Genomic DNA, 15,775 nt, shown 5'->3' with positions numbered 1-15,775 from the left:
GGCTGCTGGAAGGTACTCGCGCACAACAATTCACACGCGAAAGGCTCTGACCATGACACAAGAGAAAACCGTGGACGTCCTCATCGTCGGTGGTGGCTCGGCCGGTGCCGTGCTGGCCGCCCGGTTGAGCGAGGACCCGGCACAGCGGGTGACGCTGGTGGAGGCGGGCCCGGTATATCCGCCGGATGGTTACCCGCCCTCGGTCTCCTCCAGCAATGTGCTGGGCGGCGCGACCGGCCATGACTGGGGCACGATCTCCGAACCGGGCGTCGTCGGTCACCCGGTGGCCCTCTACCGGGGCAAGGTTCTCGGCGGTGGTTCCGCGATCAACGGTGCGATCGCGGTCCGGGCGACACAGGCGGACTTCGCCCGGTGGAATATCGCGGGCTGGTCGTTCGACGATGTCCTGCCCGCATTTAAAACGCTGGAAAACGCCGACGGGGGCAGTGATCAGTGGCATGGCCGCAGCGGCCCGCTGCCCGTGCACCAGTTGGATCGCACCGAACTGAGCACCATGCAGCGCGCATTCGTCGATGCCGCGCTCGCCACCGGGATCCCGGCCGCCGACGACTTCAACGGCCCCAAACCCGCAGGCGTGGGGCCGTATCCGATGAACATCGTCGACGGCGTCCGGGTCAATACCGGCATGGCGTATTTGACCGAGTCCGTCCGCTCCCGCCCCAACCTGACCATCCTCGGCGATCAGTTGGTGGATCGGGTGCTGACCGAAGGCGGCCGCGCCGTCGGCGTCCTCCTCGCGGGGGGCACTCAGCTCAGAGCCGCGGAGGTGGTGCTCAGTGCGGGTGCCATCGGCACCCCCGCGATCCTGCTGCGCTCCGGGATCGGCCCCGCCGCCCACCTCTCCGCACTCGGCATCGATGTGGTCGCGGACCTCCCGGTCGGCCAGACCCTGTATGACCACCCGTTCTATCACAACGTCTACGCCGCGAAACCAGACGTGATCGGCGAACCGACTCCGGTGCTCGGCGCGAAAGTATGGACCGCCAGTTCCGAAGCCGTCGGCGACGAACTGGACCTACACATCGTCGCTTCTCACGTTGGGGATCAAAGCGTGAGCCCGACGGGCGCCGCGTTTTTGCTCTCGATCGGACTGGTCCGACCGGTCTCCTGCGGCACCCTCACTCTGACCAGCACCGACCCTCACATCGACCCTCGCGTTGATCTCAACCTTCTCGCGGAGAGCACCGACTCCCGCAGGATGGCCGAAGGCATCACGCTGGCCCGGCACATCGCGGCCACCAGCCCGCTGGCCGATCTCATCGACCACGAACTCAACCCAGGATCGATGGACGTCGACGCCTCCATCAAATCCACTGTGAACAGTTATCACCACTATTCATCGACCACCCCGATCGGCACCGTCGTCGACCCGCTCGGAGCGGTCTTCGGAGTCGAGGGGCTGCGGGTGGTCGACGCCTCGATCTTCCCCGACGTCCCCTCCGCGGCGATCCACCTCACCGTGCTCATGGCCGCCGAACACATCGCAGCCGAACTCGCGCCTAGGAGGATCAAGTGAAAATCATTGCCCTGGAAGAGCATTTCACCACTCGGGCGCTACGCGAGGCGAACGCGGATCATCCGCTCACGAAAATGTACGACTTGCTCGCCGATGCCGGGCAATGGCAGAAAGGCGCCGAGATACCAGCGGGCATTACCGATCTCGGTGACGGGCGGCTGGCCGATATGGACGCGGCGGGCATCGACATGCAGCTGCTGTCGCAGACCGTTCCGGCCACCGAATCCCTCGCATCCACGGCGGCGGTCCGGCTGGCCGCGGAGGCCAATGACGTTATCGCAGAAGCGGTCTCGGCCCACCCCGATCGATTCGCCGGGTTCGCCACCCTGCCCATGTCAGAGCCCAAGACGGCCGCCGACGAGCTCGACCGCACGGTCTCACAACTCGGCTTCCGCGGAGCCATGGTCAACGGCCACGTCGGCGGCCGGTACCTCGACGACGAGTTCTTCTGGCCGGTCTTCGAGCGTGCCGAGGCGCTGGGGGTGCCGATTTACCTGCACCCCACCCGCCCACCACAGGCTGTCTTCGATGCCTGCTATGCCGGATTCTCGCCGGTGGTCACCGAGATCCTCGGTACCGCTGCTTGGGGATGGCACGTCGACACCGGGCTGCATGCACTCCGGCTGATCATCGGGGGCGTCTTCGACCGCTTCCCGAACCTCCAAATCATCATCGGTCACATGGGCGAAACCCTGCCCTCCATGATCTGGCGCGTCGAGGACCGGATGGGCAAACTCGTCAAACTCGACAGACCCATCCCCCACTACTTCACCCAGAACTTTCACATCACCATCAGCGGCGTATTCGACTACGCCCCGTTCGCCAGCGCGGTCCACGCCATCGGCATCGACCGAATCATGTTCGCCGTCGACTACCCGTACAGCACCAACACCGCAGGAAAGCAATTCCTCGACAGCCTGCCCATCAGCCCTGGCGATAAAGAAAAGATCGCTCATCTCAACGCGGAGCGACTGCTCGGGCTGGCCAAGTAGCAGTCGAGCATGCCCGTCAGACCAAGGAGATAGGAGAGCACCAATGTTGTTCTCGGTTCTAGGAGCTCTGAACGAGCAGTCAGCGGTGCGGACATTGCAATTGGGTGAGGTACGACTGACCTACGTGGTCGACGGCGCCATGGGACTGACGCCGGCAGGATTCTTCCCCGACATCCCCGCCGAACATTGGGCCGACCATCCCGAACTACTCGACGCTAACGGATTCGTGCCGTTATCCGCAGGCGGCCTGCTCGTCGAACGAGACAACAGACGGCTACTGATCGACACCGGCATGGGCCCCTACACCGGCGAGGTGTCACTCGGGCAGACCTACGTCGGCCCCGTCAATTGCGGGGCACTGCCAGAAGTGCTCGCCGAACTCGGGCACGCACCGTCGGACATCGACACCGTGGCATTCACCCACCTCCACATCGACCACACCGGATGGGCATTCGGACCCGACGGCCACAAATTCTTCCCGAACGCCCGCTACCTGGTCGCCGCACAGGAATGGGCGCCACACGGACGCGGTGAAATCATCCCCGGCGCACCACCGCGGCCCACAGTGATCGAGCCGATGGCGGGCACCCACACCCGCATCACCGACGGCGAGGAGATCTTCCCCGGCGTCCACGCCCTCGTCACACCAGGGCACAGCCCAGGCCATACCTCTTACATCATCTCCACAAGCTCCGGGCGGATCATCGTGTTCGGCGACGGCTTCCACATCCCGGCACAACTCACACATCCGGACTGGCCATCCAAACCCGACGTCGACCGCACCGCGGTACGCACCGCACGCAACCGCCTGATCACCGAACTCGAGCAACCCCAAACGATCGGGTTCGCATTCCATTTCGGCGACCAAGCATTCGGCCGCGTCGTGCGAGACCAGGACGGGCTCGCCGGTTGGGAACCAGTCCCCGCAACGGCACTGCTGCCCACACCCCGCCGCCTCCCCTGACAGGGGCGCCAGAACAACCGACCAAAAACGACCCGACGTATCAGCGGATCAGCCCGGTCGCACAGAACCAGCCCACGGTCCCCGCCGCCGCGCCGGGTGCGCTTCACCTGCCGATCACCCCCGTCGACCGGTCAGCCGCCGTTGCGGGCCCGGCCTGACCAGCGAACTGGATTCGGTGACGGTGCGTCTATGTGCACTGCAGAATCTCGGGATTCGCCGGAGTAACTGATAGTTCCGGCGAGCCGCGGCTCGCCGGAACTATCAGTCATGGGTATCCCGCCAGCGTGTCAGAGGCCGAAGACGCCTTGACGATTGTTCTCCTCGCCGGTCCTGGAAACGCACATGAAGGTGCCGCGGAAACTCTCCTCACAAAATGCTCCCGCGTACGAGATCCGCGCGCCGAACGTGCCGCGATCGTTGGCGACTTGATAAAAGTCGGGGTTGCCACCCGGCTGGGTGTAAGGGTTGCTGAAGTCGTAGCTCGGGCGAGTTCGAGGATCGGCGACAATTTGTTGAGCTGGAACCGGAATCGAGACATCACCGACGATATTGAGACCGACCAACCGAATATTCGGCAGGTCACATCCGATCGAGCCATCCGGCATGATCGCGCAGTTCGCCCCTCCGTAGCTGAAGTACATGGAGCCGGCGGGCGCCGCTTGAGCTGTCGCGGCAAACACGATCGGCAGCGTGGCGGCGACAGAGAGCAATCCTGCACATGTCTTCGTGACTCGTTTCATTACGTCTCCTTATCTCGGTGAACAGGGACGATCGCTCTGGCCGGACCGGTGGGCGATGAACAATCGTTCTCGTGGTCATCTGCCCTCTCACTTCGACCCCGATCGCCGAGTGACTTACCCCGCACACTCGACGGATGTCGGGCCGATATCCCGCGCCGATCTCAGTACACCAGACCAGTCAGCGATCAAACAGCTAACTCGCATATCGGCGCCGAAGACCAATTGGTTAGAACAAAGAGATGCAGTTCACATGCCGTCACCGGGCGGAAAACCGGCAAGGGCTGCCGACGCGACACCGATGCCTGAGGCAGTATGGCAACTCTTCGACGGCTAGGCGGACATCTCGATCCGTCCTGGTTTATCCGGTGGCGTCATCACCGATCCGGCTCTGCGCAGCGGTCAGATACCCGAGCCTCGGATATGTCACCAGGGCCTACCGATGGGCGATGCGTAGCAGCCATTCATGCAAGAGGGCGGTTTCGGCGGTGCTCAACGGGTGGGCTTGGTCGGTGAGCGTTGCCTCGAGACTCAGAGCGCGGGTGGCCAACGAGGCGTTTCCCGTTGGCTCGGCGTCGGCGGTGACGGCGGCGAGGACGATCTCACGCGTGCGCGCGGAGAGTTCGGGATCGCGGTCGGCGCTGGGTGTGGCGATCAGCGACAGGGTGACTCCAGTATTGGCGGCGTGGATGAGGCCCGCGGCGGCTTCCGCGGGCATCCGCAATCTGCCTGCGACGGCGATGCGTTCGAGCACCGCGCGCAGCAGGCGGTCGGTCTCGGCGGCGGTGGCAGGTCGGCGTTCGGGCTGAGGGACGCCGTACATCAGCACATAGAAGGCGGGATGAGTCAGGCCGAACTCGACGTGGCCGTCCCATCCACGCCTGAGGTCTTCCACTGGATCGCCGGTGGGCCCGAGGCTCTTCTTCCGTGCCAGGTATTGCTCGAATCCGTGCGCGGTGACCGCGTCAAGCAGCCCCTGCTTATCACCGAACAGCCGATACAACGTGGGCGCCTGCACATTGGCGGCGGCGGCGACCGCGCGTGTGGAGACCGCCTCGGCGCCGCCGTCGGCCAGGAGATCGGCGGCCGCGACCAGGATGCGCTCACGGGTAGTGTTCGCTGTCACATCACTCATCCATATCGACGATAACAGAAAGAAAGTATCAACGATATCATGTTTCGACACCCCCGCCTGGCTTGGTAAGCGGGGCGGCTGCCTGGCATCGAGGACGCTGCCCGGGTCCGGCTCTTGTGCGTTGCGGCACGCATGCTGGTCGAGAGGCTTCATGACTGGAGGATCGCGAGGGCGTCGATCTCGACGAGCAGGCCTGGTGGCAGTCCGCCGAACAAGGTGGTGCGCGCCGGGTACGGCGGTGCGATTACCTCCTCGAACGCTCGAAGTGATCGGGTTCGGTTCCCGAGCTGGTCGGTGCGGGGAGTCGATCATTTTGTAACAGCGCCGTTTTCAGCACGCGGAGCGCATTGTCGCCGAGGATGCCGCGGACCTCGGCGGCGTCGAACCCGATGTGCGAGAGCGCCGCGGCCAAATTCGGGAAGTCCCTGGGCCCCTTGAGTCCGTCGAGGTAGCCGATGACACCGTTCATGTCGGAGCCGAGGCACAGGTGTTCGGCGCCCACCAGTTGCGCCACATGTGCTGCGTGCCTGGCGAAGTCGTCGAGATCCTGCATGGCGTGCGTGCCGATGCGTGAGGGCGAAAGGCCGATCACGCCGCCGGTCGCGGCGATCGCCTCGACCTCGGCATCGCTGATGAACCTCGGAAAGTCCTGCGCACCGGTCACGCCGGTGTGTGAACTGAGCACCGGTGCCGAGCTGTGCTCGCAGGCCGCCATGGTGGTGGCGATATCGGCGTGCGCGAGATCGATCAGCATGTGCAGCCGATTCATCTCCGCGACAACCTCTTTGCCGAGCGAACTCAGGCCCGCCGGTCTGCGGCCCGACCGGACCGCCCGGCTGCCTCGGCCGCCGAGCGCGGACATGCCGATGGTGCCGAGTCCGTTGTCCGCGTAGTGCACGAGCCCGAGCACTCGAACGCCCAGCCGATGCAGGTCGATCAGCCGTTGCGGATCGGCCCCGACGACATCGGCGCCCTCGACTCCGAGCATGACCGCGGGGCCGCTGGAGTTGGTGATCGCCGCGGCGTCGGTGACCACCGTGAGGCCTGCCGAGATCGCCTCGGCGCGCGCTGCCGACAACTGGTCGACGACCCCCGACCAAGCGGAGCCGCGACGCCAACGGGTCCCGACCGGATCGCCGACGGCGGTGACCACGGTCAGGCTGATGTCCTCCGCCCGAAGCGTGGCTAGCGGGTCGCCCGGCATGGACACCGTCGTCTTGCCCACGGCGCGAAGCCAACCGGGGATGATGCTCGGACTGTGCGCGTGCAAGTCGATAACCGGTGGCCGGTCGCCGCGCCCAGCCGACTCGACACGGAGTTCGTTCATCGCAGCGCCACCGATTCGATTCCCTTGGCTGGCAGCAGCGGCGAGAAACGGTCGAAGTCGGCCGGGTCATGAGCGCAGAAAATATCGACCGTACCGGTGGTGGCCAATTCGCGTAGGCGTTCGACATTGTGCAGTCGATTGGATCGATTCGATTGCAGCGCATACTGGAACGCTGCTAATCCGAGCGGGCAGCTCGGGTCTGCGGCGAGTTGGTTGTGGTGATCGTAGGAATCACCGGCATGCAGCAGCCAGCGCGGGCCGGAGGTGGCACCGGTGTCTATCGCGATTCCGGTATGGCCACGGGTGTGACCATCGAGCGGGACGAGCAGGATTTCGGCGGGTAGGCCGGGCAGATCACGGACGGAACGGAATCCGAACCATTGGTCGCCCTCGGCGCGATGTTCGGCCCACTTCGGCCCGTGTGCCCAGGACGCACCCGCGTAGCGTCGACGCTCCATGAAGGTGAGAGGCCCACGGGCAGCGGCAAGTTCGTCTGTGTTGACGTGCACCGTGGCGTGCGGAAAGTCCGGCAGGCCACCGGTATGGTCGATATCGAGGTGCGTCACCACGATGTGCCTGACGTCTCCGGCGGTATAGCCGAGTCGCTGGATCTGCCGGATTGCGGTCTCGTCGGGATCCAAATCAGGGTGTACGCCCCAGACGAATTCGGCACCCAGGGTCTTGGCAGGGTTCGCGATGTCGTTGTTACCGATGCCGGTGTCGACCAGTACGAGATGCGCATCGGTTTCGATCAAAAGGCAATGACACACGCATTTTCCGCGCCCGAAGAGCGAACCGGTCCCGTTCACCAGCCGTGGCGAAGGGGGTCGCAGTGTCCCGCAATTTAGGTGATGAATCCGCAACAATACTCCTCGAGTCGGCGCATTACGCGCATGCGGGTATTTCGTGGCAAGCCGCTGGCCGCGCGCTCCGAGATAGGTATTCGACTTTGGCGAGGCGGTTGATTTGCGTCGTGTGTAGGGCGGCTGTGCGGCGCTGACCTCAGCATGCCCGACGCGCGGGACAAAGTCTAGAAGATATTCCAGACTTCCTGGATCGGTGCAGCTAGGATCGGTGATATGGCGGCTAACCACCCATCCGATCCGAACCAGGCGACGGCTCCGAAGGCTCGCAAGCATCGAGCGTCGGGCACCGCTCGGCGTGACGCGCTGCTGGCCGCGACGGTCGAAGTGGTGGCCGACCGGGGCATGGCAGGCGTCACGCACCGTACGGTGACCGAACAAGCAGGCGTTCCGCTGGCCACGATCAGCTACTTTTTCGAGTCGATCGATGACCTTGCGGCCGAAGCACTCCGGGTCTTCACCGCCGAGCGGGTGAAGGTGATGAGCTCGCTCAGCGACGTGTTGTCGGGGCAGCCGCTCGATTTACCCGAGTTGGCGTCGCTCGTCGCCAACTCGGCGGCGGCGAACCGAACTCAGAGCATGGCAATCTTCGAGGCCTTTCTGCATGCGGGCCGGCGACCAGATCAACGCGCCATGGTGGCCGCCGCGTTGGCCGCGCTGCGGCAGGTCGCGACCACCGCGCTCACCGCGGCCGGGGCCAGCGATCCCGAAGGAGCGGCGGAGTCCTACGCCGCGCTTGTCGATGGCTTCGCGATGCATGCGCTGACCCACGAAACACAGCAGGTCGACCGCGTCGGACTACACCGCGCGATCCGCGCACTGTTCCTCGGCGAACTCGTCGAAGCCGGCAGACTCGAGGAAGCCGCGCAACTAGCTGCCGCTCAACCGCGCCCAGGAAAGTAACGACCCATCACTTATCGACCGCTGACGCATTCGCACTGGCCAGCTCGAGCAGGACTCCGCCTCGTTCGGGTACGTGGGCCTGGTGCTTCATCGGCGGAAGCCACCCTCCTGGTCGGCGGCAGCGATTTGGTCGTGAAAGCGTTTGTGGACCCAATGACGCTCGCCCAGAATGGTCAGCCGCCCCCATCGGCCGGAGACCGGACCGAGTCGGGTCTGACGTGGCACGATACCCAGCAAATGCCGCGGCTCGGCGCCGCCGGACGATTTGCTGCTTTCCAGCACGTAGATGGCGTCCTGGGTGACCGCCACGCAGCGGTACTCGATCCAAAATATCGTGAGGCCAGTGAGATACATGATCAGGAAGAAGGCGAAGTTCGGCGCCGTCTGACAAATGAACACCTGCCGGATCTGACTGCCTGCGGGCAGAAAAGGTGCCGAACGCTCCACCAGGCCCTTCCGCGGCCCAGGATCACCCAGTCCTGTCCGGTCCGTCAGTCATGGACGAGTCTTTCCACCTCCCCAACGCTAAAGCTCGGCCCCGAGATGCGCTATCGACTCAACGCACTCCGTCCGTGGGGCCATGTTCTGGCCACACGACAGTACGGTGGGGGTGTTGTCGTGTGTAGAGACGGTGAGTTCGTGAATTTCGACAGTCTTGATGTGTCTTATGGTGAGACGTGGGGCTTAACGCTTGGGTCGGCTCATTCGCAACCGATATCGCGTGCGTTAGCTGCGCGCCGACATGCCGCCGGGTACGGGTACGCGGTGTTGCTGGCTGCGCAGGGGCAGCCGCTGGCGATGCTCGAGTACTACCAGCACGAGGGGAAACAGTGGTGGAAGGTGAATCTGTTCAACGACAGGTCCTTTCGCACGCAGCTGATCTGCCTCGAGAGTCACGGCGAGGAGATGTTGCGCGTTTACCAGAAAATACACTGGCGGTTTTCCGGTGAGCGGCAGTACTTCTCCCGTGAATGGGATGTCTATGAGACCACGACGGTCTCGGCGGACGGACTGGTCGAGATCAGATCCGAGTTCGACGGGTCGGATAAAGCCCTGTACCTTCGGCGTGCGGCGCAAAGTAGTGGTCAGTCGCCGGTTGAACCGGAAAATAGCACAGTGCAGCTGTTTTCAGCTCCCGTCGAGGACTTCCTCTGCTCCGCACCGCAATTCGGAGACTGGCAGGTTTTCGTGCGGTTCCTCGCCCAGTATGGCCACGAACCCGCCGCAGCGGTGACCCTGAACGAGACGCCGTCGGACGAGCTCCCGGGGCCGCTGCGCGCCAACGGAATCGAGCAGATGTTCACCCCGGGCGGACGTGACACCCCGCACGGTCCGGCTGTTGTCGAGCTCATCGATGCGGGGCTGCTGCGAGTCCCGTCCGGGCGACTGGTTGCCATGGACCCTGGATGGCCCGAGAAGGTCTCGGCGACCATTTGTGCCAGCGGGCGAGTATCCGGTCACGGTGTCGCTGATGCGGTTCGCCGACACCATGCACCCGCCGAGTGTCGCCGCGGCCCGGGTGTCCCTCCTGGACACCCCACCGATCGAGTGGGAAATGAGTCTGCGGCCCGACGAGGACCAGAGACACCTCGACGACGGCAAGTTCTACGGAGTCGGTGTGGATACCGGCATCGCGGCCTTCCTCGATATGACTCGGACTGTGGACGAAGACGAGTTCAACGACGAGCTGGTCATGCCCTTCGACAGCTGCTTCACGGTGGAACTGGCCAACGTGGCGTCCGAGCCGAACCTCATCGGTTTCCGCGCCGGCTCCCCCGACGGCGGAACCTTTCCTGTCTGGATCGGCCGCACCGAAGGCGGGCAGGTGAGCTGCCTCGTGATCGACTTCCAGCTCTACCCTCCCCTACGGCGGAGTGACTAGGGCCGATGAGTTTGTGGCTCCAGGCCGGTCAAAGCTCGTGACACCCTAGGAAAGGACACCGCCATGCCGGAGCTTCTCGTCGACTTCATCACCTCCCTCGACGGCTACGCATCGGGAGAGGGATGGCCCGGGTTCTGGGGCCTCGAGGGCCCGGAGTACCTCGCGTGGCTCGGCGAGCAACCCGAGGTCACATACCTGATGGGAGCGAACACCTACCGCCTGATGTCGGGCTTCGCCGCCGGCGAGGTCCCGGATGGCCAAGACGAGTTCAGGCCCGAAGAAGAGGCGTCCGTCGACGAGCTCACGCAAGCGTCCAAGGTGGTGTTCTCCTCCTCACTCGCGGAGCCACTGACGTGGGCCAACTCCACGCTCGTCCGTGACGACGCCGTCGAGGCGGTCCGCGCCATGAAGTCGAGTGGTTCGGGGCTCCTCAGCACGATCGGCAGCCTGAGCCTGTGCCGGTCCCTGCTACGAGCCGGCCTCGTCGACCGATTCCGGGTCGTGATGTTCCCGGTGATCACCGGTGCCACGGGCACAGAACGTATCTACGACGGCTATCCGGATGTTGCCCTCGAGATGATCGAGCACCGCACCTTCGACGGCCGCATCCAGCTGGTCGAGTACAAGCCCCGGGTGCTCGAGCACCCGCCGCTCGGCGCCCCTGCGTGACGTCGCCCGTCCGCCGTTCTGGACCGCCACCAGGCCTGGCATCCGGCTCGGCTTTGCACAGTGGTATCGGCGGTGGCTGGACCGAAGCGAGCTGAACTCATGAGCCAAGCACCCAACGCCAGGTAATGCCGACCCGCGCGTTGGCCATTCGTCCAAACCGGTTGGCTGACAGCACTTCTCAACGCACGCATGCCGAGTACAGCGCGAATTTGGACTTCGGGTTGCCGCAGATCCGAGACCGTCGAAACTACGATCTCGGGATGGCCATCGACGCTCGGTACCAGGCAATGCCTTACGAACCGCTGCTGAAGCGCGCTATGCAGGATCGCGAGGCCGCCGAGGACGCTATCCAGTTCTTCGGCAGCTTGGCCATCGACGATGTCGCGAACTCGCGCTACCGGGATGACCCGATCTGGCTCGAGCTGGCCCCGGTCGCTCGTCGGATCGTCAGGGAGCGCCCCGGCATTCTCGGGCGGACCTTCAGCACGCGGGCCTGGGACGCCGTGTACTGGCTGCTTGCGCCCAACCGCCGGAATCAAGAGGGAAGGAATCCCAACGGACTCGCCGAGATCGCCGTGTTCGGGGCGGAGCCCTTCGCTTCCGGTGCGACTGCGACACAAGGGATTCCGCTCCAGTTCGTCAGACCGGATACTGCGCGGGCGGTAGCGGCGTTCGTAGAGAGCAATCGGGAAATCGCCGCACGGCCGCTCGACACTGAAGCGATGGAAGCGTCGGGCGTCTACAAAGGCCCGCGAGATCGCGATTACTTACTCGATCTGCTGGACCAGTATGCGGCCCTGTATCGGACTGCCGCCGACCTGGACGAATGCGTACTGGTGCAGTTCGACTGAAACTGTTCAGGATTTTCGCGGCGTCGTCGTCGTTCCAATCGTGGAGAATCCAGCTCAGCAGGTAGATGTCCGCGTGCGATACGCCTTCGAAGAAGTTTTCCGGCGACCACCTCGAGGCGCTCAGCCATTCGAGTGGCGGCGAGTGTGGCGTGTGCGGCGCCGACGACGCTCGGTAGGTCGAAGACGACGCCTCGCCGATCGAGGTGACCATTCTGGCGAAGCAGCTCCACGAGCACGGCGCCGTCGCCACCGCCAAGGTCGACGATCGAATCGCCGACCGGCAGCTGGTAGCCATCGAACATGCCGGCCCGCAGCGTGTTGGCGAAAACCGTCATCGCCCGCCCGAACGGCTCCGCAAGCTCTGGGTTGGTGGCGACGTAGTCGAAATACGGTGTGCCGAAATACTTTCGCGCGGCCGGCTCCCCGGTGCGCAAGGTGTGTGCGAGTTCGGCGACCGCCCGATAATGCAGGTGCATGCCACCCACGGCAGCAGTACGAGAGGACCGATCGATCGGTGCACATGCCGCCAGGGTTCTACCGGTAATCACGACAGGAGGTGTCGTGATTACCTGAAAGGCTGGCTTGGCGACCGTCGGGCGGCCCGATCGGTCACGTCACGAAGGAGCGTCACGTGAGTTCTGGAGTCAATCCGTGCATCGTGTTCAACGGCAACGCGCGGCAAGCGCTGGAGTTCTATCGGGAGGTCTTCGGCGGCGAGTTGGCGGTCGCAACGGTCGCGGACTTCGGCGCACCCGAAGCGCCCAATGCTGACAAGGTCATGCACGCCCGGCTCGACACGCCGACCGGCTACACGGTGATGGGATGGGACTTCCCCGACGACCGGCCCGGCCAACCGCCGTATCGGCCAGGCAACAACGTTGCGGTCTTCGTCGGTGGTGACGACGACGAACTCCGCGGCTACTTCGAGAAGCTTTCGGTCGGCGGCACCATCACGCTGCCCCTCGAAGAGCAGGTGTGGGGCGACGAGGCGGGCTCGCTCGTGGACCAGTTCGGAATCAGCTGGATGTTCAACATCGCGGCCCAGCAGCACTGACCGAGTAGTGACGTTGAACGCCGACGACTTGAACGCCGAGCCGCACCGGGTCGGGCAACATCCACATGCTTGTCCCCGGGGCGGCGGAGCGAAGGGTAAAAGCGCGTAGTAATCGGCAGTTCCGGACATTCCGCGCGACGCCAACGGCCCGAGATAGCCTCGGGCCGTTGATGGTCGAATACGCCGCTACTTGACCGAGTTGGCCAACCGATCGGCATATGGGGCAGTGAACTTTCCGACAATGGGAAGCTCCGCCCGGACACCGCCGGTGTTGTTCGCCCGGACCATGGCCATGATCCAGACGACGACGGTGAAGACCGAGACTGCGAGTCCGGCGAGGCTGAAGATGATCCCCAGGGCTCCGAGGAGTGAGCCGACGATGCTCAGGACGATATTGACCACCGAGACCGCTCCGAAGAAGACGATCGATTGCGAGGCATGGAATTTCACGTCGGGATCGTTCTTTCCCACGAATAGGAAGATGATTCCGGTGAGCCACCCCAGCGCGTACGACAGGATCGCACTGGTCTTCTTGTCCAAGCCGGCGGACTGCGGTTGGTTCGTGGGAGATTGAGAAGATGTCATGGGGTAAGTAGATCCACGAGCGTCACCTACCGATCCCAGGTTTCGGCACGAACCCGCACGTAGCGCCATGAACGTAGATCAGGGAGGGCTCGACGCTGGAAGGTCGGAGACGTCTGGCGGTAGCCAAAGGTTATCGCCCGGTCGAAGGTCTCCGCTGCGAATACCCCGGTCGGCGCGTGCGCAGGCATAGAAGTCGTTCCGGCAGTAGCTCACCGATTCATAGCACTGTCGATACTCCTGGTGGCTCGTCTCACGTCCCAGTGCCACGTTTTCGAGCTGCCACTTGGCGCGTTCGGTCAGCGCCGTTGCGGTGAACGTCGCAGAGGCGCCGACAAGAACACCGACCAACGTCAATACTTGCTGAGTTGCCGCCCCCACAATGAAATCGTAAGTGCGCCGCTCGGAACACGGCACCAGATCAGGAGATTCGGCCACCGACCCAGCTCGTCGGACAGATGACGGCATCGCGGTATCCGGCAGACCGTCGGACGATCAAGTGCCTCTGTCACCGCGCCACGGGATAGCGAGACGCCATGCCCGGGCGTCGAAGCCGCGGCTGACCGGCTCAGCCGAATGGTTCCTCACGGACGAACCTGGTCAGTGCCGCGGCGAACGCCTCTGCTTCGGACGCGGGCCACGCGGCGAGATGCTGGTCGAAGCGGCGGGCGAGCCGGCCGCGCATCACATCGACCGCTCGCTGCCCGGGTTCGGTCAAGCTGAGCAGAGTGGCTCTGGCGTCGTCCGGATCCGGTGAGCGTCGCACCAGCCCGGCCTGCTCGAGCCGGGTAGCGTGGCGGCTGGTCACCGACCGGTCCAGCCCGATCTCGGCAGCCAGCGCGGCCGCACTGCGTGGGCCGAAGCGGCCCAGGGCGCTGAGTACCGGATAGGTTGCCGTGTCCACTGCCGGGTCCAGTCCTTCGGTGAGTTCGGCGTAGATCGCCTCCCTCGTCCGCCTGCGCAGCAGCTCCGCGATGGCGTCGGCGACGTGGGCACCGAGTCCCTGGTGTGACATGTTTCCAGAATAGCGTGCATCGAGCACGCATATGTTGTAGCCTCATATGCGTGCACGATGCACGCATATGATTGGAGAGATCTCATGTCCGGTACCACCAGCATTGCCGCCGCGCTCAACGACCTGCTGTTCGACCGGCAGCTCGACGTCGACTCCGCTGTCACGCGTCACTTCGCCGACGGCTATCGCCAACGCACCGACGGCGTGTGGAGCGACCGCACCGAATTCGCCGCGCACATCACCCACCTGCGCGACGTTCTCGTCGGCGGACACGTCGAGGTGCACGACGAACTGATCGTCGGCAATCGCTACGCCGACCGGCACACCGTCCACGCCAGCAAGGTCGACGGCAGCGAAATCGCCTTCGAGGTACTGGTTTTCGCCGAGTTGACCCCCGACGGCCGCTTCCAGCAGATCATCGAAACAACCCGCATGGTCACCGGAGGAGAAGGGGATCAACACCTGGGCAGTGCCCGCTGACCGCTCGCCAATGGTACGGACGGTCATGGTGCGGCGACGCGCCTCGCGGCAATGGCGGATGTTCATGAGACCGGCTGGCGGCCAACGGTTACGGCTCACTCATACGACCGGTACGCGGCATGGGCGAGAGTCGCGGGGCCTACAACTTATCCACGGCGACCTGGTTGACGTCCATACCGGGAAGCTGCTAGATCTGGAATTCTCATGCCTTCAGACGGGCGCGCGCGGGCGCTGAGCCGCGAACTGATCGACGTCCACAACTGGCTACGCGACGAATTGCGCCGTGTCACCGACGAACTCGACCACTACCCGGGCACCCACCCCACGGATCTGCGAGCCCATTGCCTCGCCTTCTGCACTGCCCTGACCGACCACCACACCAGCGAGGACGACACCGCCTTTCCACTCTGGCACAACGCTTTCCAGAGCTCGCACCGATCCTGAAGGAGTTGCGCGAAGACCATCAGCTCGTCGCCGACATCCTGCAGCGCCTGCGCACGCTCCTCGCCGACCTCGACTCCGGCAACCTCGACCGCATCAAAGGTGAAATCGCAGGCCTGACCGCAATTCTCGAATCCCACTTCCAATGGGAGGAACGCCGCATCGCGGAGGCACTCGATGAACTGTCGCCGACCGAGCGAACCAGCGCCGAACTGTTCGGCACAACCACACTCCGATAGCAGCCCCCGACCCTGTCGACAGTCTGCGCGGAGCCGTCTCCGCGCAAACCCTGCGATGGATCGATCATCCGACACTCGGCAAATGCGTGCTTCGGGAAGCCTTG

At 64.3% G+C, this 15,775-nt stretch carries 19 protein-coding genes and 2 pseudogenes; 11 read left to right on the top strand and 10 right to left on the bottom strand.

Translation table 11 applies throughout. From position 1 onward, the window contains the following. Positions 1-52 precede the first annotated feature (52 nt). The 3 genes from ACQPW1_RS09150 to ACQPW1_RS09140 are packed head-to-tail and all read left to right on the top strand — an operon-like array spanning position 53 to position 3,493. A complete protein-coding gene (locus tag ACQPW1_RS09150) occupies positions 53-1,537 on the top strand; it encodes a GMC family oxidoreductase (RefSeq protein WP_433662297.1) in 1,485 nt (494 codons plus the stop codon). After that, the gene (locus ACQPW1_RS09145; RefSeq protein WP_433662296.1) at positions 1,534-2,529 is read left to right on the top strand and encodes an amidohydrolase family protein; all 996 of its coding nucleotides are present in this window, start codon (positions 1,534-1,536) and stop codon (positions 2,527-2,529) included. The genes ACQPW1_RS09150 and ACQPW1_RS09145 overlap by 4 nt, the downstream gene beginning before the upstream one ends. Before the next feature lie 43 nt (positions 2,530-2,572). Then, positions 2,573-3,493, top strand: a complete 921-nt coding sequence (locus tag ACQPW1_RS09140) for an MBL fold metallo-hydrolase (RefSeq protein WP_433662295.1) — start codon at positions 2,573-2,575, stop codon at positions 3,491-3,493. Positions 3,494-3,780: 287 nt separating this feature from the next. On the opposite strand, the gene ACQPW1_RS09135 is transcribed toward ACQPW1_RS09140, so the two are convergent. From ACQPW1_RS09135 to ACQPW1_RS09115, 5 genes and pseudogenes are all read right to left on the bottom strand, one after another. Continuing rightward, positions 3,781-4,233, bottom strand: coding sequence for a hypothetical protein (locus ACQPW1_RS09135; RefSeq protein ID WP_433662294.1), 453 nt, complete (start codon positions 4,231-4,233; stop codon positions 3,781-3,783). A gap of 433 nt (positions 4,234-4,666) precedes the next feature. Next, entirely contained in the window at positions 4,667-5,365 is a 699-nt protein-coding gene (locus ACQPW1_RS09130; protein WP_433662293.1) for a TetR/AcrR family transcriptional regulator, read from the bottom strand. A gap of 149 nt (positions 5,366-5,514) precedes the next feature. Continuing rightward, positions 5,515-5,604 (bottom strand): annotated as a pseudogene (locus ACQPW1_RS09125) (RidA family protein); the annotation flags it as partial. Between the two features lie 5 nt (positions 5,605-5,609). After that, entirely contained in the window at positions 5,610-6,692 is a 1,083-nt protein-coding gene (locus tag ACQPW1_RS09120; protein ID WP_433662292.1) for a dipeptidase, read from the bottom strand. Then, the gene (locus ACQPW1_RS09115) at positions 6,689-7,786 is read right to left on the bottom strand and encodes an MBL fold metallo-hydrolase (RefSeq protein ID WP_433662291.1); all 1,098 of its coding nucleotides are present in this window, start codon (positions 7,784-7,786) and stop codon (positions 6,689-6,691) included. The genes ACQPW1_RS09120 and ACQPW1_RS09115 overlap by 4 nt, the downstream gene beginning before the upstream one ends. Here ACQPW1_RS09115 and ACQPW1_RS09110 point away from each other — a divergent pair. Beyond that, positions 7,772-8,458, top strand: a complete 687-nt coding sequence (locus ACQPW1_RS09110; protein WP_433662290.1) for a TetR/AcrR family transcriptional regulator — start codon at positions 7,772-7,774, stop codon at positions 8,456-8,458. The two genes, ACQPW1_RS09115 and ACQPW1_RS09110, sit on opposite strands and share 15 nt — an antisense overlap. An 87-nt stretch (positions 8,459-8,545) precedes the next feature. On the opposite strand, the gene ACQPW1_RS09105 is transcribed toward ACQPW1_RS09110, so the two are convergent. Further along, on the bottom strand, positions 8,546-8,905 hold the full coding sequence (locus tag ACQPW1_RS09105; RefSeq protein WP_433662289.1) for a hypothetical protein: 360 nt from the start codon (positions 8,903-8,905) through the stop codon (positions 8,546-8,548). Between the two features lie 907 nt (positions 8,906-9,812). On the opposite strand from ACQPW1_RS09105, the gene ACQPW1_RS09100 reads away from it, so the two are divergent. The 3 genes from ACQPW1_RS09100 to ACQPW1_RS09090 all read left to right on the top strand — a co-directional run bounded on the left by ACQPW1_RS09100 (position 9,813) and on the right by ACQPW1_RS09090 (position 11,860). Continuing rightward, a complete protein-coding gene (locus tag ACQPW1_RS09100; RefSeq protein WP_433665189.1) occupies positions 9,813-10,340 on the top strand; it encodes a DUF4241 domain-containing protein in 528 nt (175 codons plus the stop codon). Between the two features lie 63 nt (positions 10,341-10,403). Next, positions 10,404-11,009, top strand: a complete 606-nt coding sequence (locus tag ACQPW1_RS09095; protein ID WP_433662288.1) for a dihydrofolate reductase family protein — start codon at positions 10,404-10,406, stop codon at positions 11,007-11,009. Positions 11,010-11,134: 125 nt separating this feature from the next. Next, positions 11,135-11,860 (top strand): DUF1877 family protein, encoded by a 726-nt coding sequence (locus ACQPW1_RS09090; RefSeq protein ID WP_433662287.1) that lies wholly within the window; start codon positions 11,135-11,137, stop codon positions 11,858-11,860. Positions 11,861-11,970: 110 nt separating this feature from the next. Here ACQPW1_RS09090 and ACQPW1_RS09085 read toward each other — a convergent pair. Continuing rightward, a pseudogene (locus tag ACQPW1_RS09085) lies at positions 11,971-12,336 on the bottom strand (methyltransferase); the annotation flags it as partial. A gap of 155 nt (positions 12,337-12,491) precedes the next feature. Between ACQPW1_RS09085 and ACQPW1_RS09080 the strand changes: the two are divergent. Beyond that, on the top strand, positions 12,492-12,914 hold the full coding sequence (locus tag ACQPW1_RS09080; RefSeq protein WP_433662286.1) for a VOC family protein: 423 nt from the start codon (positions 12,492-12,494) through the stop codon (positions 12,912-12,914). Positions 12,915-13,100: 186 nt separating this feature from the next. Here ACQPW1_RS09080 and ACQPW1_RS09075 read toward each other — a convergent pair whose 3' ends face one another. From ACQPW1_RS09075 to ACQPW1_RS09065, 3 genes are all read right to left on the bottom strand, one after another. Beyond that, positions 13,101-13,499 (bottom strand): DUF4870 domain-containing protein, encoded by a 399-nt coding sequence (locus ACQPW1_RS09075; protein ID WP_433662285.1) that lies wholly within the window; start codon positions 13,497-13,499, stop codon positions 13,101-13,103. A 78-nt stretch (positions 13,500-13,577) separates the two neighbouring features. Then, the gene (locus tag ACQPW1_RS09070; protein ID WP_433662284.1) at positions 13,578-13,934 is read right to left on the bottom strand and encodes a hypothetical protein; all 357 of its coding nucleotides are present in this window, start codon (positions 13,932-13,934) and stop codon (positions 13,578-13,580) included. A gap of 130 nt (positions 13,935-14,064) precedes the next feature. Next, positions 14,065-14,511, bottom strand: coding sequence for a MarR family winged helix-turn-helix transcriptional regulator (locus ACQPW1_RS09065; protein WP_433662283.1), 447 nt, complete (start codon positions 14,509-14,511; stop codon positions 14,065-14,067). Positions 14,512-14,595: 84 nt separating this feature from the next. Between ACQPW1_RS09065 and ACQPW1_RS09060 the strand changes: the two genes are divergently transcribed. From ACQPW1_RS09060 to ACQPW1_RS09050, 3 genes are all read left to right on the top strand, one after another. Next, complete coding sequence (locus ACQPW1_RS09060) at positions 14,596-14,991, top strand: nuclear transport factor 2 family protein (RefSeq protein WP_433662282.1); 396 nt, start codon at positions 14,596-14,598, stop codon at positions 14,989-14,991. 204 nt (positions 14,992-15,195) lie between these two features. Next, positions 15,196-15,435, top strand: coding sequence for a hypothetical protein (locus ACQPW1_RS09055; RefSeq protein WP_433662281.1), 240 nt, complete (start codon positions 15,196-15,198; stop codon positions 15,433-15,435). Between the two features lie 5 nt (positions 15,436-15,440). Continuing rightward, complete coding sequence (locus ACQPW1_RS09050) at positions 15,441-15,671, top strand: hemerythrin domain-containing protein (protein ID WP_433662280.1); 231 nt, start codon at positions 15,441-15,443, stop codon at positions 15,669-15,671. Positions 15,672-15,775: the final 104 nt, after the last annotated feature.

Origin of the sequence: Nocardia sp. CA-128927 (assembly GCF_050955855.1) — a bacterium.
Lineage (GTDB): Bacteria > Actinomycetota > Actinomycetes > Mycobacteriales > Mycobacteriaceae > Nocardia.
The sequence above is the reverse complement of the archived record's forward strand: the minus strand, read 5'-3'. Positions and strand labels throughout refer to the sequence as shown.

Coding starts and splice junctions, on each gene's coding strand:
- ACQPW1_RS09150 (WP_433662297.1), top strand. CDS start 53: ATGACACAAGAGAAAACCGTGGACGTCCTCATCGTCGGTGGTGGCTCG.
- ACQPW1_RS09140 (WP_433662295.1), top strand. CDS start 2,573: ATGTTGTTCTCGGTTCTAGGAGCTCTGAACGAGCAGTCAGCGGTGCGG.
- ACQPW1_RS09135 (WP_433662294.1), bottom strand. CDS start 4,233: ATGAAACGAGTCACGAAGACATGTGCAGGATTGCTCTCTGTCGCCGCC.
- ACQPW1_RS09130 (WP_433662293.1), bottom strand. CDS start 5,365: ATGAGTGATGTGACAGCGAACACTACCCGTGAGCGCATCCTGGTCGCG.
- ACQPW1_RS09120 (WP_433662292.1), bottom strand. CDS start 6,692: ATGAACGAACTCCGTGTCGAGTCGGCTGGGCGCGGCGACCGGCCACCG.
- ACQPW1_RS09110 (WP_433662290.1), top strand. CDS start 7,772: ATGGCGGCTAACCACCCATCCGATCCGAACCAGGCGACGGCTCCGAAG.
- ACQPW1_RS09100 (WP_433665189.1), top strand. CDS start 9,813: ATGCGGGGCTGCTGCGAGTCCCGTCCGGGCGACTGGTTGCCATGGACC.
- ACQPW1_RS09095 (WP_433662288.1), top strand. CDS start 10,404: ATGCCGGAGCTTCTCGTCGACTTCATCACCTCCCTCGACGGCTACGCA.
- ACQPW1_RS09090 (WP_433662287.1), top strand. CDS start 11,135: ATGCCGACCCGCGCGTTGGCCATTCGTCCAAACCGGTTGGCTGACAGC.
- ACQPW1_RS09075 (WP_433662285.1), bottom strand. CDS start 13,499: ATGACATCTTCTCAATCTCCCACGAACCAACCGCAGTCCGCCGGCTTG.
- ACQPW1_RS09065 (WP_433662283.1), bottom strand. CDS start 14,511: ATGTCACACCAGGGACTCGGTGCCCACGTCGCCGACGCCATCGCGGAG.
- ACQPW1_RS09060 (WP_433662282.1), top strand. CDS start 14,596: ATGTCCGGTACCACCAGCATTGCCGCCGCGCTCAACGACCTGCTGTTC.
- ACQPW1_RS09055 (WP_433662281.1), top strand. CDS start 15,196: ATGCCTTCAGACGGGCGCGCGCGGGCGCTGAGCCGCGAACTGATCGAC.